The organism is Xanthomonas prunicola (assembly GCF_025266575.1).
In the GTDB taxonomy this organism is placed as follows: Bacteria; Pseudomonadota; Gammaproteobacteria; order Xanthomonadales; family Xanthomonadaceae; genus Xanthomonas; species Xanthomonas prunicola.
The window spans coordinates 4,010,134-4,034,298 of record NZ_CP096142.1; the positions used below are offsets into that span (position 1 = coordinate 4,010,134).

The window sequence follows — 24,165 nt, forward strand, 5'->3', positions numbered from 1 at the left end:
TCGGCCATTGCCTGGAGCGCTGTCATGCCGCCCTTGCGTATCACCACCGAAACGTCCGAGCTCCACGTGCCGCTGATCCACCGTTACTTGTCGCAGCACACCAGCTGGGCCAAAGACAATTGGATTGCCGCTGGTGCAGCGTTCGATCGACAACTCACTTTGTTTTGGTGGTTTCATCGGCAGCGAACAGGTGGCGTTCGCGCGGGTGGTGTCCGATTACGCAACCTTCGCGTATCTGGGCGATGTGTTCGTGTTGCCTGAGCACCAGGGCAGGGGCTATAGCAAGGTGCTGATGGACGCTGTCATGGCACACCCCAAGCTACAGGGGCTGCGCCGGTTCAGCCTTGCCACCAGCGATGCGCACGCGCTCTATGCGCGTTACGGCTTTACGCCGCCGCTGTTTCCCCAGTCGCTGATGGAGCGCTACTTTCCGGGAATGTATACGGCATAGCTGAAGCAGCCAAGCGCGTTCTGGAGAAGGCGTTTGGCGCCAAACATCGATCCGCGCGCTGCGACTGCGGCCGGTAGCCACACCAGTACGCACGCGCCAGCTGTACTTTTAGAGCAGCCAGCACGCCGCGCCATTGCTCAGGCGCTGCGCACCTTGTTCAGCAGATGCGCCACCGGTGCTGCTGCGCGCGTGTCTTCCCGGCGTACCTGTCGTGCATCGATCTTGAAGATGGCCACCGCGTCGGTGAGTTGCACGGCTTGCTCTTCCATCGCGCGTGCGGCAGCGGTGGCTTCTTCCACCAGCGCTGCATTCTGCTGCGTGGCCTCGTCCATGTGGGTGATGGTCTGATTGACCTGTTCGATGCCGGCAGATTGCTCCTGCGATGCCGCGGATATCTCACTCATGATGTCGGTGACGCGTTGCACGCTGGCCACCACATCGCCCATGGTCTTGCCAGCGCTGTGCACCAGTGCCGAGCCTTCGGCCACGCGTTGGACGGAATCGTCGATCAGGTCTTTAATCTCCTTCGCGGCGCCGGAAGAACGCTGCGCCAGGGTGCGCACTTCCGAAGCAACAACCGCGAAGCCACGGCCTTGTTCGCCTGCGCGGGCCGCTTCCACCGCGGCGTTCAGCGCAAGGATGTTGGTCTGGAAGGCAATGCCGTCGATGACGCTGATGATGTCGGCGATCTTCTTGGACGAGGCTTCGATACCGCTCATCGTTTGCACGACCTTACCCACCACATCGCCGCCTTGCGAGGCCACGCGTGCGGCGCCGATCGCCAGCTGGTTGGCTTGACGTGCGCTCTCGGCATTCTGCTTGACGGTAGAGGTCAGCTCTTCCATCGAGGCAGCAGTTTCTTCCAGATTGGCTGCTTGCTGCTCGGTGCGTTGTGACAGATCCTGGTTGCCGGCGGCAATCTCGCTGGCAGCTGCGTTGATCGACACCGCCGACTGCTGGATGTTGCCGACGATCTGCGCCAGCTGGCTTGCGGTTGCATTGGCATCGTCGCGCATCTGTGCGAACACGCCGCGGAACTCGCCACTCATGCGTGCGGTGAGGTCGCCCGCTGCGATCGATTGCAGCAATGCCGACAGCGATTGCAGGTTGCCGTCCGCGGTGGACATCAGATGGTTGAGGCTCTCGACCATGATGCGGAAGTCGAACTGGAAGCGTTCGACATCACCACGCGCACTGAAATCCCCGTTGGCCGCTGCCTGCGCAAGATGCTTGATTTCGTGATTCATCGCCGACAGGTTGAGCTTGACCTGCGACATGGTGTTGCTGAAGACGGCTTTTTCGCCTGGCAAGGGTTGCATATCTTCGGAAAGTTCGCCAATGGCATAGCGCCCCATGATGCGCGCCAGGTCGTTCTGTACCGCCACGTGTGCGTCGACCAACAGGTTGGTGTCGTTGGCCATGCGGCCGTAGTCGCCCGGAAATGCGGAGGTATCGATCCGGAAGCTGATCTGGCCGTTGTCGTGATGTTTGGCCATGTCGGTCTGCGCCGCGATGAGGTTACGCAGCTGCAGTTGCATCTTATCCATGGCCTGCAAGAGACGGCCGGTTTCATCTGTTGCGACGGTGTGCACATCGTTATGCAGATTGCCTGCCGCAATGGCTTCAGCAGTGCGTGTGGCCTGGCGCAGCGGCGTGGTCAGGCTGCGCGTAATCAGCCACGCAAGCAACGCACTGATCACCAGCGCAGCAATGCCGCCGCTCGCCAGAATGATTTTGCCGCGGTGCATGGAGGCGACTGCGGCGGAATACGCTTCTTTGCTGAGCCGACGTTCCAGTGCGGCGTTCGCGCGGATGGCAGCTTGTTGTTCGTTCATCGCCGTCGCGGCAGCGCCTTGCAACAACGCCTGCGCTTGCTGATTCTGGTCGCGCATGCCGTCGTCCAGAATCTGGTTATTGAATTTGACCGAGATGTCGCGCTTTTCCTGGACCAGCTTCAGTGCGGCTTTTTCCAAGTCGCTGCTCGGCATCGCCGCCAGTGCGTCATGGGCCTGGTGATAACGCGTGCGGCTCTGTTCGATCATGGCAAGTGCAACGCGGTTGGCCGCATCGCCGGAAACCATCACCACGTCGCGCAAGCCGATCGCCACATTGGTGTTGGCGTCGAGCATTTCGGAAGACAGCCGGATCCTTTCCATGTCGTTGTTGACGATGGTGTCCAGTTCGTAGCGGGCATTGGACATGGTGATCAGGCCGGTAGCCACCAGCAGGCCCGACAGCAGGATCAGAATGCCGAACGCCATTCCGAGGCGGCGGCCGACATTGAGGCGTTGCAGAAAGTCATTCATGACCGCGTCCCGGTAGTGCAACTGAGCAGCCTGGTGGATGCGGGGTGCATCGACTCAAGTGTCTTGCCCAGCTAGCGGCCGGAGTTTGCCGAGCTAAAGGCCGTCAAGCGGAAATACTTACGGCCGATTCATTACATATCGGAAGTTTCCTAACGGTGACGTCCCGGGTCCTGACATGCGCGCTGCAACGTGCGCATTCTTCAGGAGGTTGTTGCATTGAGGCATGTAATCGACGTCACGATTTTCCGACATTTTATCGACGTAGCGATGCCCGAGCGATGTGCGCAAGGCACCGTTGGGGCGCAATGGTTGGTCGCGTTCGTCGGCAGATAACGGGCGCCAATCGCTGCTGACTCAGCGGTGCATGGGCGATGCGAAAGTACTAGCGAACGAGACGCGTGATGCGCATCGAGTGTTGTGGCGTTGCAGCACGCGTGCTGGCACGCAGCGTTCGCCGCAACTGGAACCATCGCGTACGCAGGTGGCGCGACGCGATGGCTGTGACCGTAGGCTCAGGCTTCCAGCGCGGCGAGCATGTCGGCATGCAGTTGCTCAGCGCCGCTCTCGCTGTTGAAGCGCGCAATGATTTCTTCGCCGGAGATCAGCCCGACCCGAACCGAGTGGCAGTAGGACCCGAAGCTTTCGCCTGCGTTGAACGGATCGCTGATGACGGAGATATGGTTGAGGCGGACCCGTGCGGTCCCGAACTTGATGAACATCTGCGATCTCCTAGGTGGGCGTTAAGTTTCCCACTTTGTTGCGCGGCACAGAAGCATTTGCTGATGCCAGGCCGCGCACCGCATGCGTCGATACGCTGCTACAGCCAGTGTCGGCCTGTGTATGGCCGGGTTTGCGGCGCATCGGTAGGCACTCCATTGCCGCATTGATCATCGATTCCCGCAGTCATTGAGCCAACACGTACACTGCGCTCCCCTGATGCTGAGCTCGCCCGATGTCCGATCCGATCCGTCTCGATAAATGCGTGGCTGCCGCGTTCGGCCGCTCGCGTGGCGAGGCCCAGCAATACATCGAGGGCGGCTGGGTGAGCGTGGACGGGGTGGTGGTCGAAGAACCGCAGGCACTGGCAACCGCGGCCCGGGTCACCTTGGCCGAAGACGCGGTGCTAGCACCGGCCGAGCCTGCCACCCTGCTGCTACACAAGCCGGCCGGAGTCTCCGCTGAGGCAGCGCTAGCACTGGCCGCGCCAACAACGCGCAGCGCGTTGGATCAATTCGACACACGTGTGCTGAAGCGGCACTTTCTGCGGTTGCATGCGCCGCTGCCGCTGGAGGACGCCGCCAGCGGCCTGCTGATCCTGAGCCAGGACGGCCGCGTGCTACGCCGGCTGAGCGACGATGCCAGCTCCATCGAGCAGGAATTCCTGGTCGAAGTACATGGCGAATTGCGGCCATACGGTATGGCGCGATTGGCACACGGCCTTATCTATCAGCAGCGCAGCCTGTCGCCGTGCAAGGTGAGCTGGCAGAACGAAGACCGCCTTCGGTTTGCGATCAAGAACGTGCAGCCGGGCCAACTGCGCTTCATGTGCGGCGAAGTGGGTCTGGAGGTTGTGAGCATTCGCCGCCTGCGCGTGGGCAGGGTGTCGCTGGGCAAATTGGCGATCGGTGAATGGCGCTACCTGCCGACGGGTGAGCGGTTCTGATTGCAGCACGACTGTGTGCGGCTAAGGCGCATTTGTCGTGATATGTGGTGCGCAGATGCGTGCCGAGCGCAAAAGCGATCTGAGCAAAGGGAACGTTGCAGTGCCGCGCTCTTCGCTCGCACAGACGCGTGGGCGAGTGCTTCGGACCGAGCACTGCGTGCCCATGCGTTCGATAAGGACGTAGCGGAGCGCTTGATCAAGCAAAGGCCGACTGAAGTCGACCGACGCCTGACTGATCTGCAATGACGCGGTGACTGTGTCGCAAGTGCAATCAGTCGCGGCCGTCACTGCATGCGTAGGTTATTTCGTGTTGCGCTTCTTTTTGGCGCGCGTGACCAGAAACAGCACAACGGCAATCACACCGACGACCAGAATGATGAAGGCCGGTGATAGAAACGAATTGTCGCCCATAAGAAACTCCTGACAGTCTTGCGCAGCACAGCGCTGCACTGACGTCAGCCTAGCGAGCAGCCTGCTTGATCGCGTGAAATGCGTGACGTGCTGCAGTGAAGGGCCGCGTATCACCCAGCGTTGACGACGCAAACCTGCTGTTTTTCCAGCATCTGCCTATGTAGCCCGGAAGCTGACATGATCACTACAGGCATGGACGAGCTGCCTTGCAGTGCGGGCGCGTGCGTCTGCAGTGTGATTCAACAATAAGAACAACCGCGTGGGAGATTGCGGTTAAGCAAGCGCTTGCGGTTTGAATGCAGGCACATGCACATGCTGCCCGGATGGATCACCAAGGAGGCGATGTGCGCAAGGTGGTGATGTGCGATCGCCGCGACGTCTGAAAGGCGGCTACTTGCAGCAGGACGCAAGCAAGACCACTGCACGCAATCGCACGCGCGCGCATCAGAAGAAAAGGCGCCGTACCAGCCAGTCGCATTCCGATCCCATCGATGTGCCGGCAAGGGCGTGCTCAGCGCCCCACGAGTTGAGCGGCCCAACAGGCCTCGTGTCCGGTGATTAGAGTTTAAATGAGATGTTCGTCACGTAAATCAGGGGCGCGCCGACAGGCCGTCGGGGTGTCCCCGACAGCCGTGGCACATCCGTGCGGGTGACTGCTGCCTGTGCTCAGTGCAGCCAGCACACCTCACTGAAATGTGGAGGTGCAGCGGAAGCCGGAGCAATCGATCTGCACCGTGTTGCCACTGCTGCAGACCGCACTGAAGCGCGAAGCGCTGGTCGCCTGCACGGTGCCGCATTGCAAGCCGCTGCTGATGCTCTGGGCGCGGATTGCCGCCGGCTCAGTTGACATGGACGGCCCTGCGGGCATGGGCTTGCTGACGGCACCGACAGGCGCTGCTGCAACGCCTGTCTGCATGGCGACGGCCGGTTCGTTTGCCAGCGGCAGCGTGACCGCGGCGTTTTGCGCGCCGCTACCGGAAGCGGCGTGTGCCGCAACGACGACACCTGGCGCATTCTCGCCCTGCAGCGGCTGGCCACGGTCTTCGCGATGGCGGTCGAAGCTCAGCGTCTGCCCGAACACCAGTTGGATCCAGCTCGGGTAGGTGTAGCCGGTGCCTTTGGTGTGATCGACGATGGCCCCGATCGCCCCGCCGATCAGGATGTTGCCCCAGATGCCCATGTTGGCGCGCGAGATGGAACGGCCTGCGGCATCGCGTTGGCCGGGCAGCACGCAGGTCACATCCAGATCGTGCGCGGAACGGTGTACCTGTGCGGTCTGGCCGGACTTCAGCGCAACACGGCCTTTATCGTTGCTGATAGAGCAGTCGGCGCCTGCAATGAGTTGCCCGTCGGCCGTCTTGGTGTCGACGCGAATCGGCTGGGTGGCGTCATTCATGACCGTGGCGCAACCGCTCAACGCAGCCATGGCAATGGCTGCGGTCACCAGATGTTTCATGTGTTCCCCTGGCGTAAGACACGGCGGCGCCAGGCGGGCGTTGCGCCGCGTGCCCGGTACAACCGTGCGTGATCAATCCCCGTTGCCGGCGCATCGCGCGACGGCTGCCATTTCATACCGGGATTGCGGGCTGCCGTCCAGTCGCGGCCGCCAGTGTTATGCGGCCGGAGTCGCCAGCACGCGGTGCTTGGCCATCACGCTGCGGATCGCGCTCAGCAGCTGCTCGGGGGTGTAGGGCTTTTCCAAGAAGGCCACGCCGTCGGGCAGGATCTCTTCCACGTATTCGACGGCCAGGCCGGAGGTCAGCAGCACTGGCAGGTTGTACGGCGCATGCGCCGTCTTGATCGCCAGATCCACACCGGTCAAGCCGCCGGGGAAATGGATATCGGAAAACAGCACGTCGACGCGCGGATCGCTTTCGATCAAGTTCAACGCTTCTTCGACCGAGCCGGCGCTGCGGCAGGTAAAACCGTAACTCTCCAGCACAAGGCAGCTGAGTTGTCGGGTGCCGTCCCCGTCTTCGACAACGAATACAACCGGCCGTTCCTTGTTCTGTGGCATGAGCAGGTCTCGTAAGGCAGGCCACATTCTCAGCGATGCGGCAGTGAACCCTCCGTCAACGCAGACGGAGCCGTATGGTTACCAGCCGAATGGGCCCGGGCCATAGCCGCCGGGTGCGTAACGTGGACCAAAGAGTGAGCCTTCACCGCGCCCGACACTGATGCTGACGCCGATCTGATGCGCCTTGCCGTCGTCGTCGTAATAAGTCTTGCAGGAATTCAGATTGACTGCCTGCCAGTTGCTATTGCCGCCGCGGCTGGAATAGCCCAGCCCGGTTTCCACCGCGCCGTGCAGCTTGCCCTGGCATTGCTCGGCGCGCTCGGCAGCGATCGATGCAGCGCTTGGCCGTGCCAGCGCCGGCTTGGGACCGCTCTTGTCGCCGTAAAAGGTACCCGGCGGGTCGGTGCTGTATTCCGGGTCGGAGCGGAGCTGCACCGGGGCTTGTGGAATGCTCAGGTCCAAGGAGCGTGGTGTCGCAGTTCCGGCGTTGCCATCGCTGGCTTGGGCCAACGCGCTTCCGGCGGCGACGCTGCCGGTGGCGAACAGGGTGACCAGGACAAGCAGGCTACGTTTCATCGGTTGGACTCTACGAAGAGGGGTTGGCAGCGCGTGCCAGCTCGCTGTGTGAAACTAGCAACGGCTGATTGAATGCGCGCTGTCGATCCTGCGGATTTTTGTGCCGTCGGCGGCGTTGGGTTGACACGCGCTGCCGCATCAGCCCTGTTCGCGGACGATCTCGATCAGCTGCGCGCCGTAGCGGGCCAGCTTGCCGCTGCCGATGCCGCCCACCCGTGACAGTGCGTCGATGCTCGTGGGCCGTTGTTCGGCGATGTTGCGCAATGTGCTGTCGTGGAAGATCACAAAGGCCGGCACGTTCTGTTCCTTGGCCAGTTCTGCGCGCAGGCCGCGCAAGGCGTTGAACAACACCAGGTCCTGCGCCTGCACCGGCAGCCCGGTGCGCTGCGCGCTGCGGTCGCGTCCGGCGGCCGGGTTTTCGCGCCGCATCATGACCTGGCGCTCGCCCTTGAGCACCTGGCGGCTGGCATCGGTCAGGCGCAGGCCGCCGTGACCCTCGCTGTCCACTTCCAGCAGGCTGGCGGCCACCAGTTGGCGAAACACCCCGCGCCACGTGCGTTCGTCCAGGTCGCGGCCGATGCCGTAAGTGCTGAGCCGATCGTGCCCCAGCTGTTTGATGCGCTCGTTCTCGCTGCCACGCAGGATATCGATCAGATGGCCCACGCCGAACCGCTGGCCGCTGCGGTAGACGCAACTGAGCGCTTTCTGTGAGGCCACCGTGGCGTCCCAGGCAGCCGCTGGCGTCAGGCAGTTATCGCAGTTGCCGCAGGGTTTGGGATAGGTCTCGCCGAAACCGGCCAGCAGCACCTGGCGGCGGCATTGCATGGATTCGCAGTAGCCCAGCAGATGATCGAGCTTGGCGCGCTCCAGGCGCTTGCGCTCCTCGGCGGCTTCGCCTTGTTCGATCATTTGCTTGAGCAGCACCACATCGCCCAAACCGTAACAAAGCCAGGCTTCGGCAGGGTCGCCGTCGCGGCCGGCGCGGCCGGTTTCCTGGTAGTAGCCCTCCAGCGACTTGGGCAGATCCACATGCGCAACGAAGCGCACGTCCGGCTTGTCGATGCCCATGCCGAAGGCGATCGTGGCGGCCATGATGATGCCGTCTTCGCGCAGGAAGCGGCGCTGATTTTCTGCACGCACCTCGGCGGGCAGGCCAGCGTGATAGGGCAGCGCATTGAAACCCTGCGCGCACAGCTGCTGCGCGGTCTCTTCGACCTTGCGTCGCGACATCGCATACACAATGCCGGCGCAGCCGCGATAACGGCCCAGGAATTCCTGCAGCTGTTTGCGCGCGTTGTCCTTCTGCACCACGGTGTAGCGGATGTTGGGGCGATCGAAGGAGCTGACGAAATGGCGCGCGTCCACCAGATCCAGGCGTTCGGCGATTTCGCGCTGGGTCGGCGGATCCGCGGTGGCGGTCAGCGCCATGCGCGGGATGTGCGGCCAGCGCTCGTGCAGCACGGTGAGCTGGCGATACTCCGGGCGGAAATCATGGCCCCATTGCGAGACGCAATGCGCTTCGTCGATGGCGAACAGCGCAATGCGGCTGCGTTCCAGCAACGAGAGGAAGCGTTGGGTCAGCAGCCGTTCTGGCGCGACGTACAGCAGGTCCAGATCGCCTGACAACAAGGCGCGTTCGACGCGTTGGGCGTTTTCTGCATCCAGCGTGGAATTAAGAAATTCAGCGCGCACGCCGAGCTGGCGCAGGGCCTCGACCTGGTCCTGCATCAATGCGATCAACGGCGAAACCACGATGCCGATGCCATCGCGCAACAGCGCCGGCACCTGGTAGCACAGCGATTTGCCGCCGCCGGTGGGCATCAGTACCAGGGCGTCGTTGCCTGCAGCGACGTGTTCGACGATGGCCTGTTGCGGGCCGCGGAAGTCGTCGTAGCCAAAGACGCGGCTGAGCAGTTCGTGGGCGGGGGAAGACATCCGCCTAGGATACCGTGCGGATCAAGCCCTGGTCGGTGTCATGCCGGCAGCGTTGCCCGATAGCGGGTCGGAGATTGCCGCGATGTGGCGGACGTGGCGGGCGAATGCGCAATGAGGTGTGACCGGGATGGAGCGTGCGGCGCAGTACATGGCTTCTGGCCGCGCGTTGGGGGCACTGGAGCTTCGCACCGCACCCTCACCTCGACCCTGCTCCGCGCCCCGGCCCGCGTTTGCGACGCGGGCGCTCCAAGGCACGCGCGCCAGTGGCGCGCAAACCGTGCCTTCTCGCCCCGGCGGGAGAGGGACTCAACAACCGACAGCACTCCAACAGCCCCCTGAGTCAGGGGGCACGCCGAAGGCGGGGGGTGTGGGGGTGCGTAGCGGGGCCCGACGTTTGCACAGCAAACGTTGGGGGACATGTCCGCGAAGCGGAGATGGCCGCAACCCCTGAGTCAGGGGGCACGCCGAAGGCGGGGGGTGTGGCGGGCAGTAGAGCAGGGGCCCAAGGTTTCGCAACTGCGAAACCTTGGGCACACCCGAGGGGCGAAGCCCAAGGGTTTACTGCAGCAGCGAACGCAGCATCCAGGCGTACTTCTCATGGGTCTGCAGGCGCTGGGTCAGCAGGTCCACGGTCGGGTCGTCGCCGGCGTCGTCGGCAGTGCCCAGCACCTTGCGTGCGGTGCGGCAGACCGCTTCGTTGCCGCTGACCAGCTGGCGCACCATTTCACGCCAGTCGGCGCTGTCGCTCAGGCCCGGTTCTTCCGCAATCGAGGTCAATGCGACGAATTCGCGGTACGAACCAGGTGCGTTGTAGCCCAGGGCGCGGATGCGCTCGGCCACTTCGTCCAGCGCCGCCCACTGCTCGGTGTACTGGGTTTCGAACATGGTGTGCAGCGAGTTGAACATCGACCCGGTGACGTTCCAATGGAAGTTGTGCGTCTTCAGGTACAAGGTGAAGGCGTCAGCCATGTAGTGGGCCAGACCGTCGGAGATCTGCTTGCGATCGGCGTCCTTGATCCCGATATCGATATGCGGCGCCGACGCAGCAGCGACCGGCAGGGCATCGTTGACGACGACGGGCTTGTTGGCGTTCTTTTTCTTGGACATGGAATGGCCCTTCTGAGGAAGTGGATGTCTGAGGGAACAGATATGGCGTCACAATAGACAGGCTAAAGGATCAAACGTCATTCAATCTTTCACATTTCTCCATCAATGAGCGCTATCGACTCCGATCTTGCCACTACCTTGCGTGAGCGCCGCCGCGCCGTGGATGGCGCGATGAGCCGCGACCGTGGCCGCTTGCTGGGGCTATGGTCGCGCTGGCAGGGCAAGCCGGGCAACCTGCAGGTGCGCGATGCGTTCGAGCAGGCGCTGGCCGCGTCGCAGGCGCAGCGGCAGGCGCGTGCCGCGCAGCAGCCGGCCATCACGCTGGACAACCAGTTGCCGATTGCGCGCGAGGCCGAGCGCATCATCGCGCTGATCCGCGACCATCAGGTGGTGGTCATTGCCGGCGAAACCGGCTCGGGCAAGACCACCCAGCTGCCCAAGCTGTGTCTGGCGGCAGGGCGCGGGGCCGCGGGCATGATCGGTTGCACCCAGCCGCGCCGGATCGCCGCGCGTGCGGTGGCTGCGCGCGTGGCCGAGGAACTGAAGACGCCGTTGGGTACCACGGTGGGCTTCCAGGTGCGCTTCACTGACCGTGTCAGCGAGCAGTCGCGCATCAAGTTCATGACCGACGGCATCCTGCTGGCGGAAATTGCCAGCGACCGGTGGTTGTCGTCTTACGACACCATCATCGTGGACGAGGCGCACGAGCGCAGCCTCAACATCGATTTCCTGCTCGGCTATCTCAAGCAGTTGCTGCACAAGCGCTCCGATCTCAAGCTGATCGTCACTTCGGCCACCATCGATACCGAGCGCTTCGCACAGCATTTCGACGATGCGCCGGTGATCAACGTGGAAGGCCGCACCTTCCCGGTCGAGGTGCGCTACCGCCCGCTCGAAGGCGATGTGGGCGACAGCGGCGAGGGCGAGCACAGCAGCGGCCGAGACGGCGAGCGCAGCGTGAACGATGCGATCGTGGCGGCCATCGACGAGATCACCCGCATCGATCCGCGTGGCGATGTGCTGATGTTTCTGCCGGGCGAGCGCGAGATTCGCGATGCGCACCAATCACTGGAACGGCGCAAATACCGCGAAACCGAAGTGGTGCCGCTGTATGCGCGGCTGTCGGCGGCCGATCAGGATCGCGTGTTCAATCCCGGCCCGCGCCGACGCCTGGTGCTGGCCACCAACGTGGCCGAAACCTCGTTGACGGTGCCGCGCATTCGCTATGTGGTGGATCCTGGGCTTGCCCGCGTCAAGCGCTATAGCCCGCGCCAGAAGCTGGACCGCCTGCATATCGAGCCGATCTCGCAAGCCAGCGCCAATCAGCGCATGGGCCGTTGCGGGCGTATTGCCGAGGGCATTTGCTACCGGCTGTATGCCGAAGCGGACTTTGCCGCGCGCCCGGCGTTTACCGACCCGGAAATCCGACGTTCCTCGTTGTCTGGCGTGATCCTGCGCATGCTGCAACTGGGGCTGGGGCGAATCGAGGACTTCCCGTTTCTGGAGGCGCCCGACGAACGCGCGGTGGCCGATGGCTGGCAACAGCTGCTGGAGCTGGGCGCGATCGATGCGCAGCGCCGTCTGACCGCGATCGGTCGCCAGATGGCGCGCCTGCCGGTGGACGTCAAGCTGGCCCGCATGCTGGTGGCCGCGCAACAGCATGGCTGCCTGCGCGAGATGATCATCATCGCCTCGTTCCTGGGTATCCAGGACCCGCGCGAGCGTCCGCCCGAAGCGCGCGAAGCGGCCGACACGGCGCATGCGCTGTTTGCCGATGCGCGCTCTGAATTCGTCGGTATCCTGCGCTTGTGGGATGCGTACCGGCAGGTGCATGAAGATCTTACCCAATCCAAACTGCGCGACTGGTGCAACCGGCATTTCCTCGGCTTTTTGCGCATGCGCGAGTGGCGCGAGTTGCATCGGCAGCTGCGGCTGCTGTGCGAAGAACTCGGTTGGAGCGAAGAGCCGGCCAACGTGATGCTGGCGCCGCTGCTGGCCGGTGCCAGCGCGCCTGCCCGCGAGGACGGCCATAACGCCAACCGGCCCACGCGCGGCCAGCTGCATCGCGCCGCGCGACTAGCACGCGAAGGCAAGCCGGATCCCAGCGCAGCGCCTGCGCAACGCGCGCCTGCGGCGACGAACAAGCAGGCTGAGGCTGCGGAAGTGTCTGCACGTACCAGCGAGCGCGAACGTGCGGCGGCGTATCAATCGCTGCATCGCGCGCTGCTGGCGGGCCTGCCGACGCAGATCGGGCATCGCACCGAAAAGGGCGACTTCTTGGCGGCGCGGCAACGCCGGTTCGTGCCGTTCCCCGGATCTGCATTGGCACGCAAGCCGCCGCCGTGGATTCTGGCTGCCACGCTACTGGACACGCAAAAAGTCTGGGGCATGACCAACGCGGCAATCGAGCCGGATTGGGCCATCGCCGAGCTGGGGCATTTGCTGGCGCGCAAGCACTTCGATGCGCATTGGTCGCGTGCGCAGGGGCAGGTGGTCGCGTCGGAACAGATCAGCCTGTTCGGGCTGGTGCTGGCGCCGAAAAAGCCAGTGCATTTCGGCAAGATCGACCCAGCCGCGGCGCACGATCTGTTCGTGCGCCAAGGTCTGGTAACGGGCGAAATCAACACGCGTGCCGCATTCGTGGCCGATAACCTCAAAGTGCTCGATCAAGCACGCGAAGAAGAGGCCAAGTTGCGTCGCGCCGGCATCGTTGCCGATGAAGGCTGGCAGGCACGCTGGTATCTGGATCGCATTCCGGCTGAACTGCATTCAGCCAGTGGGCTGGATGCATGGTGGAAGACCTTGCCGCCGGACAAACGCCGCAGCCTGCATTGGTCGTTGAACGATCTGCTGCCGGGCGAAGGCAGCGAAGCCGATCGCTTTCCGAAGTATTTCCCGCTTGGCGATGCGCGCCTGCCGTTGCATTACCGCTTCGAGCCGGGGGCCATCGACGACGGCGTGACCCTGGATGTGCCGTTGCACTTGCTCAATGCGCTGGATCCAGCGCGCCTGTCGTGGCTGGCGCCGGGCTTCGTTGCCGACAAGGCGTCTGCGTTGATTCGCAGCCTGCCCAAGGCGCAGCGGCGCAATTTCGTGCCGGCGCCGGATTTCGGGCGTGCGTTCTACGAGGCCTACAGCCTGCCGTCGGCCGACGATCTCCGCGGCGAGCTGGCGCGTTTTCTATCCAAGGCCACTGGCGTGCAGGTATCGGCGCTGGATTTCGACGAACAATCGCTGGACACGCATCTGCTGATGAACCTGCGTCTGCGCGATGACGACGCCAAGGTGCTGGCCGAGTCGCGCGATCTGGACGGGCTGCGCGCGCGCTTCGGCGAACGTGCCGGCCAGGCATTCGCCGCACGTGCCGGTCGCGCGCTGGCCGCCGAAGGTCTGCGCGATTTTCCGGCAACGCCGATTCCCGAGCAGGTGGCGGGCGAGGCCGGTGTGCCGGCGTACCCGGCGCTGGTGGATCAAGGCGATAACGCCGCGCTGCGCATCTTTGCCGACCGCAACGAGGCTGCGCGCGCACATCCGCGTGGTGTGCGTCGGTTGCTGGAAATCGCGTTGGCCGACAAGATCAAACAGGCACGCAAGCAATTGCCGGTGTCGCCCAAGACCGGGCTGTTGTATGCGGCGATCGAATCGCAGGAGCGTCTGCGTGGCGATCTGGTCGATGCCGCGCTCAACGCCGTGCTGGCCGATGGCCTGGGCGCCATTCGCGACCCCGGCGCGTTTGCGCAGCGCCGCGACGATGCGATCAAGCGACTGTTTGGCGAAGCGATGGAACGGTTGAAGCTGGCCGAAAGCATTCTGGGCGCGGTGGCCGAACTCAAGCCCTTGCTGGAGGCGCCGTTGATGGGCTGGGCACGCGGCAATCTGGACGACATGGAGCAGCAATTGCGCGCACTGGTGCATGCCGGCTTCCTGCGCGATACGCCGGCTGAAGCATTGGCCAATTATCCGCGCTACCTCAAGGCGATGATCCTGCGGACCGAGCGTGCAAAGCGCGATCCTGCGCGCGACCAGTCGCGCATGCTTGAGCTCAAACCGTTCGTGGACGCGGTGGAAGAGGCCGCCGCGCGCGGTTTGCAAAATCGCGAAGAATGGCAGGGGTTGCGCTGGGATCTGGAAGAACTGCGCGTGTCGGTGTTTGCGCAGGAGCTGGGTGCCAAATCCGGCGTATCGGCGAAGAAGCTGTCGCAACGCGTCGCTGCCTTGCGCAGTTGAACCTTCGTGTGAGGCAGGCAACTGAAGGACGCCGCGTGCTTTTTTCACAACGCGCGCGGCGTCCGTCTTCAAGCCTACCAGTCGTTAACACGCCGTAGCGAGCAGTCGTCAGGCGGGCGCGGACGGCGCGCCATAACCGGCGTATGCCAGTAGGACGTATCCGATTCCGAGCACCGGCTGCGCCCGCCCGAGGGTGAGCGCAGGCGTGTTGCCAGTTGCGCTAGAACTTGACGTGCAGGCTGGCCATGTACCGACGTCCACTCTTGTAGCGGCCGGCCAGATGGTCCTTGTCGCCCAGATACTGCAGGTATTGCTCGTCCAACAGGTTCTGCGCGTCGACCTGCAACGACCAGTTGGGGCTGAACGCATAGCCGACGCTGGCGCCGAGTTCGGCGTAGTCATCCACACTTGCCGGTGCTGCACCGGCCACGTAACCGCCGGCCAGATAGCTGTCGCGCCAGTTGTAGGTCAGCCGCGCATTGAGCGGGCCTTTTTCGTAGTACGGGCTGAAGGCAAGGCTGTTGCGTGATTGATAGGGCAGGGCATCGCCGGTGTTGTTTTCGCCAGCGGCATAGGTGTAGTTGGCAGTCAGGCCGAAGCCGCTGTCGCCGAACGGTTGCTGGAAGGAGATGTTGAAACCTTTGACCTTGCCATCGCCGGCATTGCGCGGCCGCTGGATGCTGTAGTCGCAGTAGCCGTCGGCCGTACAGCCATTGCTGCCCACCAGCTGCGCCCAGCTTTGCGGTGCGGTGTCGCGCAGTGCGTTGTACTGGCGCTCCACGCTGGCGCTGGTGTCGATGTAGTTGTCGATCTTCTTGTAGAAAACAGACCACGCCACCACGGCTTGCTGCGCGAAGTAATACTCGGCAGAGAGATTGAAGTTCCAGGATTCGTAAGGCGATAACCCTGCATTGCCGCCGCTGCCGGTCAACGTGGTGTCGTTGAGAAAGGTGTTGTTGACCATCTGGTTGTACGGCGCCCAGGCGATGACCTTGGCCGCAGCGAAGCGGAATACCCAGTCGTCGCTGGTCTCGTACGATAGCGTCAGCGAAGGCAGCAGGAAGCCTTCTTTGCGGGTGCGGGTCTGCCACAGGCTGTCGGCGTTGGCGAGCGAGGGCGTACCGCTGTAGACGAAGCCGCTGCCTTCGGTCTTGGAGTCCACATAGCGCACGCCCAGATTGCCGCGCAGGCCGCCGCCGGAGAAATTCAGCTGCGCGTACGCCGCGTTGTTGGTCTGCGCAAGCGCCCCGCTGTTGTTGAGATAGCTGGCCGGATCGGGTGCGTTGTAGTCGATCGGGCTGTTGCGGATCCAGTTCAACACATTGTTGCGGCCAGCCTGCACATGCCGGCCGTGATCGGGGTAGAAGTCCTGTAGATCGGTCAGCCCGATGGTGCCGACATCGGCAAGCGTGCCGGGGGTGACGCCGCCATAGACATTGAGTTCGAGTTGTAGAACGGCTCAATGAAGTATTGCGAGAGATCGTTGTTCTCGGACTTGCTCCGGCCCACCTGTCCGTTCAAGCCCCAGCCTTCGCTGCGGAAGGCGCCGCGCAGGTCCAGTCCTTTGGTGGTCACTTCCGATTGGCGCACGTTGTTGTCGTAGATCACCGTGCCGCCGAGCGGGATGGCATTGGCGTTGGAGTGGCCACTGGTGACCACCCCGTTACGGACGCCGCCAAGTTGGTCCACTGCCGCCACCGTGCCGGGATTCCAAGTGAGAAAGCTGTACATCGACTGGTTGTAGTTGTCGAAGTTTTCGTTGATGTAGAGGCCGCTCAGCTTGAACTCCAGCGCCTCGCTGGGCTTGAGCTGCAGGTTGACCACGGCACTATCGCGCTGGCGATCCTGCTGGAACCAGGCAGCGTTGATGGAGTTCGGCACATCCGCATCGGCAGGCACGCCATCTGCGGCATTGGCGAAGGTGCTGGCCGGCGCATAGCCAAAGACTTCCATGCCGCGGCGGTCCACGCGTTCTTCGTAATGCTGCGCCGACACTGCGATGCCGAAGGTCCCGGCTGCGTTCTTCCAGCTATACAGCAGTGCCGCGTTTGGTTTGCCCTGGCTGGCCTGGTCGCTCGATGGAGGCGGCCACTTCGTTGACCTTCAGATCCAGCGGCTGCCGCGTATGCATCAGCACCGTGCCGCCCAGGCTGCCCTCGGTAAGTCGTGCTTCGGAGGATTTGAGGATTTCCGCACGGCCCAGGATCTGCGGGGCCAGCAAGGTGTAATCGAAACCGCGGCTGGGCTGTTCGCCGTACAACCAGATCGCCTGCGCGACCGGGTGCCCATCCAGGAACGACAGATTGAGACTGGGGTCGGTGCCGTCGATACTCACCCGCTCGCCTTGCCCGAAACGTCTGTCCAGGGTGACACCGGGAATCTGCGAGAGCGCTTCGGCGACATTGGTGCTTGGAAATTTGCCGATGTCCTCGGCGGTAATCGCTTCGGAAATACCGGTGTTGTTGCGTTTGGTGTCGAGCGATTTCTCCAGGCTGGCACGGATGCCGACCACCTGGACGGCGTCCAGGTCGGTGGCTTGCGTAGCAGCGCTGTCCTGGGCTTGCGCAGCGAATGCCAGCGCCATTGCAATGGCGCTGGACAGCAGGGTCATGCTGTATTTCATGATGTCTCTCCTCATCACGCACAGGGATGCACGGCGGGCTGCTGCTCGCCGGATGCGGGTCTTGCAGCCTCGCGCTCGGGGTAGTGGAGCGCGTGGTGGATCGCTTACGACACGTCAATGTGGTGTTGCAGATGCGTGGCGCGGCGTCGGTCCGCTCAGTTCCAACACGGCGCGTTGTTCCATTTGTGGTGCCGCGTAGGCGACTGCTTCGAAATCGTTGACCAGGTGCACCTTGCGCACCGCCAGTGCGGCGCCGATGCGGCTGGGCGAGATCGTCCACGGCAGGTTGTTGCTGATGAAGCTGCCATCGTCCAGCGCCACGCCGGCACTGGCGATCACCACCGCATCGACACCCCGCCGTTGTTGCAGAAAGTCCGCGAAGATGGCTTCCAGACTGGCGTGTTCGGCGCAGCGGTAGGTGCGGTAACGCGACAGCTCGATGGCTGCGTCGCTGGCCTGCACCATGTGACCAAGACGCACATGCGTGCCGCCGACATCGGCAGCGATGAAGTGGGTGGCGACGGGGACAGCGGGCGAAGCAGAGGCGTCAGCGGAACGCGAAATCGCAGCCACATTCAGTCCTTTGGTCCGTCTGATCGGTCGATGCCGTCAGCGCGTAGGGGCCTGTGTAGAAGTTGGTGACAACGATGTCAATTGCTCAGTCGGGTTGGATCGATCTTGCTGGCGTACTCAAGTGCAAAAAATGTGCGGTCTGGCTTTGTCTGTGCGGACTTCGTTGCGCAAAGCGGACAATACGTTCGCCGTGGCAGCGTGGTCTGATGCCACGCGGGCTCGGTAGCGCGGCGCGCCCAGAGGACCGCCACATGCTTCAATCGGCTATTGCGACCCGCCACTTTTTCAACGATTGCTTCAGCGCACAGCAGTAACGCTGGTCACACCAGGCAACGTGCTGCAGGCCGCGTTGTCAGTGGGCGGCGCCTGCGTGGGGTAGTGCTGCTTGCCGAGCACATAGGTCTGGCTGGTGGCCACGAATCCATCCGCATAGGTGGCTTCGACGAAGTACGCGCTCCAGCCGGCCTCAGGAACCTGCACTGGCACCGAGACGTTGCTGCCGCCGGCGAGCGCAATGGGGGTGGCACTGTAGCGAATGCCGCAGGCATAGCGGAAGTCGCGCGCCTGCGGATTCGTTGCGCTCCACAGCTGCATTTGCGTTGGCCGCTCGGAAGAGCGGAAGCGGATCTGCGGCGCCTTACCCGTACGCAAGCTATCGCTCACCTGCGGTAACGGGCGCTGCTGCTGCATGCGCGTGATAAACGGCGCCAAGGTGTCCACGATGGAGGCGCGGATGTTGTGCGCACGATTGGGCAGTACGCGTAGCGCCTTGCTGCCCGGCAGCGCGTTGTAGAAGAACTGGGTATTGTCCGGCAGGAAGAAATCGTCGCCGCCGGCATTGACGATGTACTTGGGCACTGCCAGCCGCTTGCGGTACGGCGTGTGCAAATAGCTCAGCGGGTCCTGCAGCTGCACCAGTTGCGCGAAAGCCGGGGTCTGCAGTTGCGAGGTGATGCCCTGCTTGGCGTAGGCGTTGAAGGCAATCGGCCAGTTGCCGCCATATGTACGGGACATATGCTCCAGGACTGCCGGCATGTTGAGGATGTCGATCACGAACGGCACCACCGCGTCCACGCGCTGGTCGGCGATGGTGGCGTGCCAGCTTGCCCAACCGCGTTTGGAAGCGCCGGCAAGAACGAAGCGATGGATGCGCAACGGGACCAATTCGCGTTCGGCCAGGCTCATGGTGCGTGCAATCGCGGCTGCCATCGGCACGTGTAGTGGCATGGTCTTGCGCTGCTGCGGCGCTTTCAGGAACAACGACCAGCTGTAGGCCACGCTGTCGTCTTCGCGACGTGGAGTGGCATCGCCCCGGTAGCTCAGCGCCTGGTTGGGGAGATCGCTGAGCGCGATCACCACGGTGCGGGTGCGTCGCGCCAAGGCCGCCAATGCCTCAGGCGGCAATTCGCTGGACGGCTGCGCTGCACTGCCAGCCAGCGGATGACGCGTGCCGTTGGTCGAGATCAACACTGCGCGTGTGGGTAGTGCCTCTTTCGGCACGTAGATCGCCACGTCGTGCTGCCAACGTGCCGGCGTGACCAGTCCTTCGGGTGACCAGTCTTGCGAGGTCAGCAGGTAATCGCGCCGCTCGACATCGGCAATGCTGCTGGTGGCAACATGCGTGTAGATCAGCGGTTGTTGTTCGATGGCATCGCGGTAACAGACCAACGCCTGGTCGAAGCCAACCTCGGATGCGCTCGCGCAGCGCTCCACCGGTGTTGCAGTAGAAACGGCTGAAGCAGCGGGCGCGACGCCTGCCAAAAGCATCAGGGACGTCAGCAAGGCGGCGCTGAAACGGGTCATCGAGCGCATGCATATTCTCCGGATGTCGTGCGTCTGCCAGCGTGTCTGCGGGCAATCGCGCGGCAAAGGCGTGGCCAGCAGTCGCGTCAGCTAAGTGCGGTGGGCGCAGTGTGCGCACGAGTGTACGCGTGGTACCTATCGCCACCGAGCACGGCAGCTATCGCTGCCGCGCATGGGATGCGTTTCGCTGATGCTGAGCGCGATGATAGGGGGCGCTGCTGCTTCAGCTGGGCCGAGCGTGGCGCGTACGCGGCCACCTTTGCGGCTCGGCTGCCGGGATCAACGCCGCCCTGCGCGTGCACTGCGTTGCAGTAAGCGAAAAATGCGCGGCTGCAGTTGCATGGCGCGGACGCAACGCGTGGTGGTCGGATGCGTGTCGCGCGTGCCGAATCCAGGCACGGCGACCGCCATCGGCAGCCGCGCGATGTTAGCGAGTGGGCTTACTTGATCCGCCGCACCTTGGCCGGCGTGTTGTAGCCCTCGATCTGCAGATACCACACGCCAACCAGACCCGGCTTGATCTTGACCTTGGGTGCGTCCTTGCGCACGCCGGACAGGCTGGCCGCATCGGTCTGTTCCCACTTTTGGCCGTTCGCCAAGGTGTAGACACGCCCCTTCGAAAAGCCTCTGAATTCGCCAACCAACGTGCTCTCGATCGGCTCCTTGCTGCCGAAGTCGAAGAAACCGCGGTTCTTGACGATCACTTCCTGGCGACCGGCTTCCTTGGCCTGTTCGACCACCACCGCGGCCTCCTTGGCGACCTTGCCCTGCAGCCAGTCATTGAGCGCAGCCAGTTCGCTGGCATTGAGCTTGTCCAGGCCGGCGGCCTTGAATTGTTCGGTACTCATCTGCGACTGCAGATCGCCTTGCACCGCGCGTTGCGCCAGGGCGGGGGCGGCATGCAACGCCAGGGTCAGGCAGACCAGCAAGGGAATGCGGCGTGGGCGCGACATGGAAGCCATCCGGGTCATGAAGAGAGGGCTAGTGTAGACGCTGTTGGTGCGGGCCGATGCGGCTTACTCCAGCGTGTCGGCGGTGGCCGGGGCCGGGCGTTCGGGGCGGCGGTAGATGAACGCCGGTGCTGTCGATGCCGACTCACGCTCGGCAGTCGCGCGCACCTGTGCATGTGCGGGCGAACGTTCGCACACCGGGTCCAGCGTGGCGGCATCGCCGCTGAGCGCCAGCGCCTGGCAGCGGCAGCCGCCCCAGTCGATCTCGCGCTTGGGGCAGCCCTGGCACACCTGCGGCATCCACGCGGTGCCGCGGAAGCGCACGAACGCCTCGCCGTTGTTCCAGATATCGGCCAGCGAGTGCTCGCGCAGGTTGTCGAAACGCATGCCCTCGATGGTTTCGGCGGCATGGCACGGCAGCACATCACCACGCGGGGAAATATTGACGAAGCGCTGGCCCCAGCCACCCATGCAGGGCTTGGGCTGGCGCGCGTAGTAGTCGGGAGTGACGAAATCGATTGCCAGGCGGTCGCCGAGCTCGCGACGCGCGGTTTCCACCGCGTCGATGGTGGCCATCAATTGCGCGCGGCTGGGCATGAGTGCGGCCCGATTGCGCAGGCCCCAGCCGTAGTACTGGGTGTGTGCCACTTCGATGCGCTCGGCTTGCCATTCCAGCGCCAGCGCGATCATGCCCGGCACGCGCTCGGCGTTATGACGGTGCAGCACTGCGTTGATCGTCAGCGGCAGGCGGCGCGCGCGTACGGCAGCGGCGAAGTCGCGCTTCTTCGACAAGCTATTGCGGTAACCAGCGATGCGATCGGCCCCGGCTGGATCCACGTCCTGCACGCTCAACTGCACATGTTCCAGCCCGGCCGCCTGCAGTTGGTCCAGCATCGGCTCGCCGCCAGCGACACCGGAGGTGATCAGATTGCTGTACAGCCCCAATGCGCGCGCGTGCGCCACCAAGTCGGGCAGGTCTTTGCGCAGCATCGGTTCGCCACCGGAAAAATGCGCTTGCAGCACACCCATCTCGGCGGCCTGCTCCAACAGTGAGCGCCAGCCGGCGGTGTCCATTTCCTCACGTAGCGCGGCCAGCGCGATTGGGTTGGAGCAATACGGGCACGCCAACGGGCAGCGGTGGGTCAGTTCCAGCAATACCGACAGCGGTGGCGGCGCGGCGCTCATAGCCGCAGCAAGCGTTTCTGAAGCAAAGTGTCGGTGAGTTCGATCACGTCGGCTTCGATATCCGCCGCGTCCGCATCGAATTCTGCAGCCAGCTCCTGGGCAATCTGCGCCAGTGAGCGCATGCCGTCGTAGCGTTGCGCGACCACCAATGCGATGTCGTCCAGTTCGACAACGCGCTCGGGTGCGAGCAGTACCCACTGGTCGCGTGCGCGGTCGTGCTGCAGGCGCACGCCTGCACGCAGGGCCGGCTGGCTATCGCGGGTCATGCTGCTCACGCAGCGACCCGGCTGGCGTCGCGGTCCGGCACGAATGCGTCCGGCCACACGATGCCCGGCGTGACGTAGGCCACATGCAATGCATCCAGCTGGGCCCACAGCACCGAGCACTTGAAGTGCAGGGCGGCTTTGACCAGCGCCTGCTTTTCGACCGTATCGGCATGCTGCTTGACGTAGTCCAGCGCAAAATCCGAATCGCGGGGTGCCTCGGTGAGGCGATGTTCGAAGTAAGCCAACGCCTCGGACGAGACGAAGTCGTAGTGCTTGAGCATGCCGGCGACACGTTGGCCAATGATGTTGGGCGCAAACAACTCCGTCAGCGACGAAGCGATCGCTTCGAGCAGGCTCTTTTCGCGCACAAACTGCAGATACGCCTGCACCGCAAAGCGCGTACCGGGCAGCAGCGCGCGCCCGGACTCCACCAGCGTGCGGTCCAGACCCAGTGCGTCGGTGAGGTGCAGCCAGCGGGCGATACCGCCATCGGTGGCGCTATTGCCATCGTGATCGAGGATGCGCTGGCGCCAGATCCGCCGCAGCGCCGGGTCTTCCATGCGCGCCAGGATCGCGGCGTCCTTCAGCGGAATGCAGCGTTGATATTCGAAGCGATTCAAGGCCCAGGCCTGCACCTGCCCGCGATCGAGCTTGCCGTGGTGCAACAGCGCATGGAACGGATGCTGGTCGTGATACAGGCGTGCGCCGATCGCACGCAGATCCGCTTCCAGTTGATCGGGGCTGAGCAGAGCGGTCACAGGGCGATCTCCAGGCCGTCGTGGGCAACTTCCCAACCGCTGGCACGCGCGCTGGCGAACTCGGGCGACTGGGTGTTGAGCACGGGATTGGTAGTGTTGAGATGGATGAAGATTTTGCGCGCCACGTGCAACGGCGCGAACGCGGCGATAGTGCCGTCAGGGCCGTCGATACTCATGTGGCCCATGCGTTGGCCGGTCTTCTGGCTGATGCCTAGCTGCACCATTTCGTCGTCGCGCCACAGCGTGCCATCGAAGAACACCAGCTCGGCGCCTTGCAGGCGCGCGCGCAAGGCATCGGTCATCGCAGCGCAGCCGGGAATGTAATGCACGCGGTGCCGGCCATTGTCGATGGTGAGTCCGAGTGTTTCTTCATTGGAGCCAGCCAGATCGCCGCCGCTGCGCGATTCCATGAACAACGGCACCTTGCCGGGCACCGAGAATGGGGTCAGCTGCAGCCCGCACAGTGTCAGCGGCGTCTCCAGCGTGAACGGCTGCCGGCTCACGTGTTGCGGGTTGATGGCGTCGAAGATCGGGTTTTGCGCGAGCAGGTCAAGCACGCGGCTGCTGGCATGCAGCGAAAACGGCTGGCTTTCACGCATCGAGAGCAAGCCGGCAATGTGGTCGATCTCACCGCTGGTGAGTACCACCGCCTCGATCGGCGAATGCCGCAATCCCTGCTGCGGCCACAACGCAGGCGTTGCGAGAATTTGTTGGCGGAAATCGGGGGAGGCGTTGATCAGCACCCAGCGCTCGCCGTCGGCGCTGACCGCGATGCTGGCCTGTGTACGACGTTGGGCACCGTCTGCTTGCTGCCACGCCCGCAGACTCGCGGGTGTATGGCAGTTCCACTGCGGGTGCCCACCGCCGGCCGCCGATCCCAACACAATGATGCGCATGGAGAACCGTTACCTAATCTGCCGGCAACTGCCGTTCATGCATCAAACGAAAGGCGGCAAAGTGAGCGTGGAAGGTGCAGGATCAAAACTCGCCGGAGACGTAGCAGTTGATTTCGGCGCCACAGTTGACTTCACGAACGACAGGCTTCTTCCAGGTCTTCATTCGGCTACCTCGCAGTTGGGAAAACGTTCTCGGTTGCTGGATGCAACGAGAGACGTGGCTCGAGCATAGGCAGGCGGTTTGGCGCAGTTGTAAAGGGCATGTAAAAAGGTGCGCCGGTGCCGATTTTCGTTTGCGGCGTGATTCCGTTTTCCGGGCCGAGCGGTTATGAATCAAGACGTTGGCGGGTGAACCTGGCATAAGCACGACCGTCGTCCTGTACACCGATCGCACAACTAACACGCGTTGTGGAGAAGG

16 protein-coding genes, 1 other RNA gene and 3 pseudogenes are annotated in these 24,165 nt (G+C 63.5%); 3 read left to right on the forward strand and 17 right to left on the reverse strand.

What is annotated here, in order from left to right; genetic code table 11:
* Positions 1-24: 24 nt before the first annotated feature.
* Positions 25-451 (forward strand): annotated as a pseudogene (locus M0D43_RS17195) (GNAT family N-acetyltransferase).
* A gap of 137 nt (positions 452-588) precedes the next feature.
* On the opposite strand, the gene M0D43_RS17200 reads toward M0D43_RS17195, so the two are convergent.
* Together M0D43_RS17200 and M0D43_RS17205 are read right to left on the reverse strand one after the other, a co-directional pair.
* Positions 589-2,757: a methyl-accepting chemotaxis protein gene (locus M0D43_RS17200; RefSeq protein WP_252162344.1), complete on the reverse strand. Its 2,169-nt coding sequence runs from the start codon at positions 2,755-2,757 to the stop codon at positions 589-591.
* Between the two features lie 512 nt (positions 2,758-3,269).
* The gene (locus M0D43_RS17205) at positions 3,270-3,476 is read right to left on the reverse strand and encodes a hypothetical protein (RefSeq protein ID WP_252162345.1); all 207 of its coding nucleotides are present in this window, start codon (positions 3,474-3,476) and stop codon (positions 3,270-3,272) included.
* A 233-nt stretch (positions 3,477-3,709) separates the two neighbouring features.
* Here M0D43_RS17205 and M0D43_RS17210 point away from each other — a divergent pair, with 233 nt between their 5' ends.
* The gene (locus M0D43_RS17210) at positions 3,710-4,420 is read left to right on the forward strand and encodes an rRNA pseudouridine synthase (RefSeq protein ID WP_252162346.1); all 711 of its coding nucleotides are present in this window, start codon (positions 3,710-3,712) and stop codon (positions 4,418-4,420) included.
* Between the two features lie 1,096 nt (positions 4,421-5,516).
* On the opposite strand, the gene M0D43_RS17215 is transcribed toward M0D43_RS17210, so the two are convergent.
* The 5 genes from M0D43_RS17215 to M0D43_RS17235 all read right to left on the reverse strand — a co-directional run bounded on the left by M0D43_RS17215 (position 5,517) and on the right by M0D43_RS17235 (position 10,466).
* Positions 5,517-6,287: a hypothetical protein gene (locus tag M0D43_RS17215; RefSeq protein WP_252162347.1), complete on the reverse strand. Its 771-nt coding sequence runs from the start codon at positions 6,285-6,287 to the stop codon at positions 5,517-5,519.
* A 156-nt stretch (positions 6,288-6,443) separates the two neighbouring features.
* Entirely contained in the window at positions 6,444-6,848 is a 405-nt protein-coding gene (locus M0D43_RS17220; RefSeq protein ID WP_101361791.1) for a response regulator, read from the reverse strand.
* A 78-nt stretch (positions 6,849-6,926) separates the two neighbouring features.
* A complete protein-coding gene (locus tag M0D43_RS17225) occupies positions 6,927-7,424 on the reverse strand; it encodes a hypothetical protein (RefSeq protein ID WP_252162348.1) in 498 nt (165 codons plus the stop codon).
* 138 nt (positions 7,425-7,562) lie between these two features.
* A complete protein-coding gene (gene recQ, locus M0D43_RS17230) occupies positions 7,563-9,359 on the reverse strand; it encodes a DNA helicase RecQ (RefSeq protein ID WP_260807403.1) in 1,797 nt (598 codons plus the stop codon).
* Between the two features lie 558 nt (positions 9,360-9,917).
* Positions 9,918-10,466, reverse strand: a complete 549-nt coding sequence (locus M0D43_RS17235; protein ID WP_260807404.1) for a Dps family protein — start codon at positions 10,464-10,466, stop codon at positions 9,918-9,920.
* Positions 10,467-10,571: 105 nt separating this feature from the next.
* Here M0D43_RS17235 and hrpA point away from each other — a divergent pair, with 105 nt between their 5' ends.
* Entirely contained in the window at positions 10,572-14,693 is a 4,122-nt protein-coding gene (gene hrpA, locus M0D43_RS17240) for an ATP-dependent RNA helicase HrpA (RefSeq protein ID WP_260807405.1), read from the forward strand.
* A gap of 82 nt (positions 14,694-14,775) precedes the next feature.
* Here hrpA and M0D43_RS17245 read toward each other — a convergent pair.
* The 10 genes and pseudogenes from M0D43_RS17245 to pqqA form a co-directional block, all read right to left on the reverse strand.
* A non-coding RNA gene (locus M0D43_RS17245) (sX9 sRNA) lies at positions 14,776-14,851 on the reverse strand.
* 62 nt (positions 14,852-14,913) lie between these two features.
* Positions 14,914-17,316 (reverse strand): annotated as a pseudogene (locus M0D43_RS17250) (TonB-dependent receptor domain-containing protein).
* 126 nt (positions 17,317-17,442) lie between these two features.
* Positions 17,443-17,889, reverse strand: a pseudogene (locus M0D43_RS17255) (glucokinase); the annotation flags it as partial.
* 297 nt (positions 17,890-18,186) lie between these two features.
* Entirely contained in the window at positions 18,187-19,701 is a 1,515-nt protein-coding gene (locus tag M0D43_RS17260; protein WP_252162351.1) for a PhoPQ-activated pathogenicity-related family protein, read from the reverse strand.
* 431 nt (positions 19,702-20,132) lie between these two features.
* Entirely contained in the window at positions 20,133-20,645 is a 513-nt protein-coding gene (locus M0D43_RS17265) for a hypothetical protein (protein WP_252162352.1), read from the reverse strand.
* Positions 20,646-20,708: 63 nt separating this feature from the next.
* Positions 20,709-21,827 carry a pyrroloquinoline quinone biosynthesis protein PqqE gene (gene pqqE / locus M0D43_RS17270; protein WP_252162353.1) on the reverse strand — a complete coding sequence of 373 codons (1,119 nt, stop codon included), beginning with the start codon at positions 21,825-21,827 and terminating at the stop codon, positions 20,709-20,711.
* Entirely contained in the window at positions 21,824-22,102 is a 279-nt protein-coding gene (gene pqqD / locus M0D43_RS17275) for a pyrroloquinoline quinone biosynthesis peptide chaperone PqqD (protein ID WP_252162354.1), read from the reverse strand. The genes pqqE and pqqD overlap by 4 nt, the downstream gene beginning before the upstream one ends.
* Positions 22,099-22,851 (reverse strand): pyrroloquinoline-quinone synthase PqqC, encoded by a 753-nt coding sequence (pqqC, locus tag M0D43_RS17280; RefSeq protein ID WP_252162355.1) that lies wholly within the window; start codon positions 22,849-22,851, stop codon positions 22,099-22,101. The genes pqqD and pqqC overlap by 4 nt, the downstream gene beginning before the upstream one ends.
* Complete coding sequence (pqqB, locus tag M0D43_RS17285) at positions 22,848-23,747, reverse strand: pyrroloquinoline quinone biosynthesis protein PqqB (RefSeq protein ID WP_252162356.1); 900 nt, start codon at positions 23,745-23,747, stop codon at positions 22,848-22,850. Before pqqB ends, pqqC begins: the two co-directional genes overlap by 4 nt.
* Before the next feature lie 82 nt (positions 23,748-23,829).
* The gene (gene pqqA / locus M0D43_RS22050) at positions 23,830-24,108 is read right to left on the reverse strand and encodes a pyrroloquinoline quinone precursor peptide PqqA (RefSeq protein ID WP_313905032.1); all 279 of its coding nucleotides are present in this window, start codon (positions 24,106-24,108) and stop codon (positions 23,830-23,832) included.
* Between the last annotated feature and the right edge of the window lie 57 nt (positions 24,109-24,165).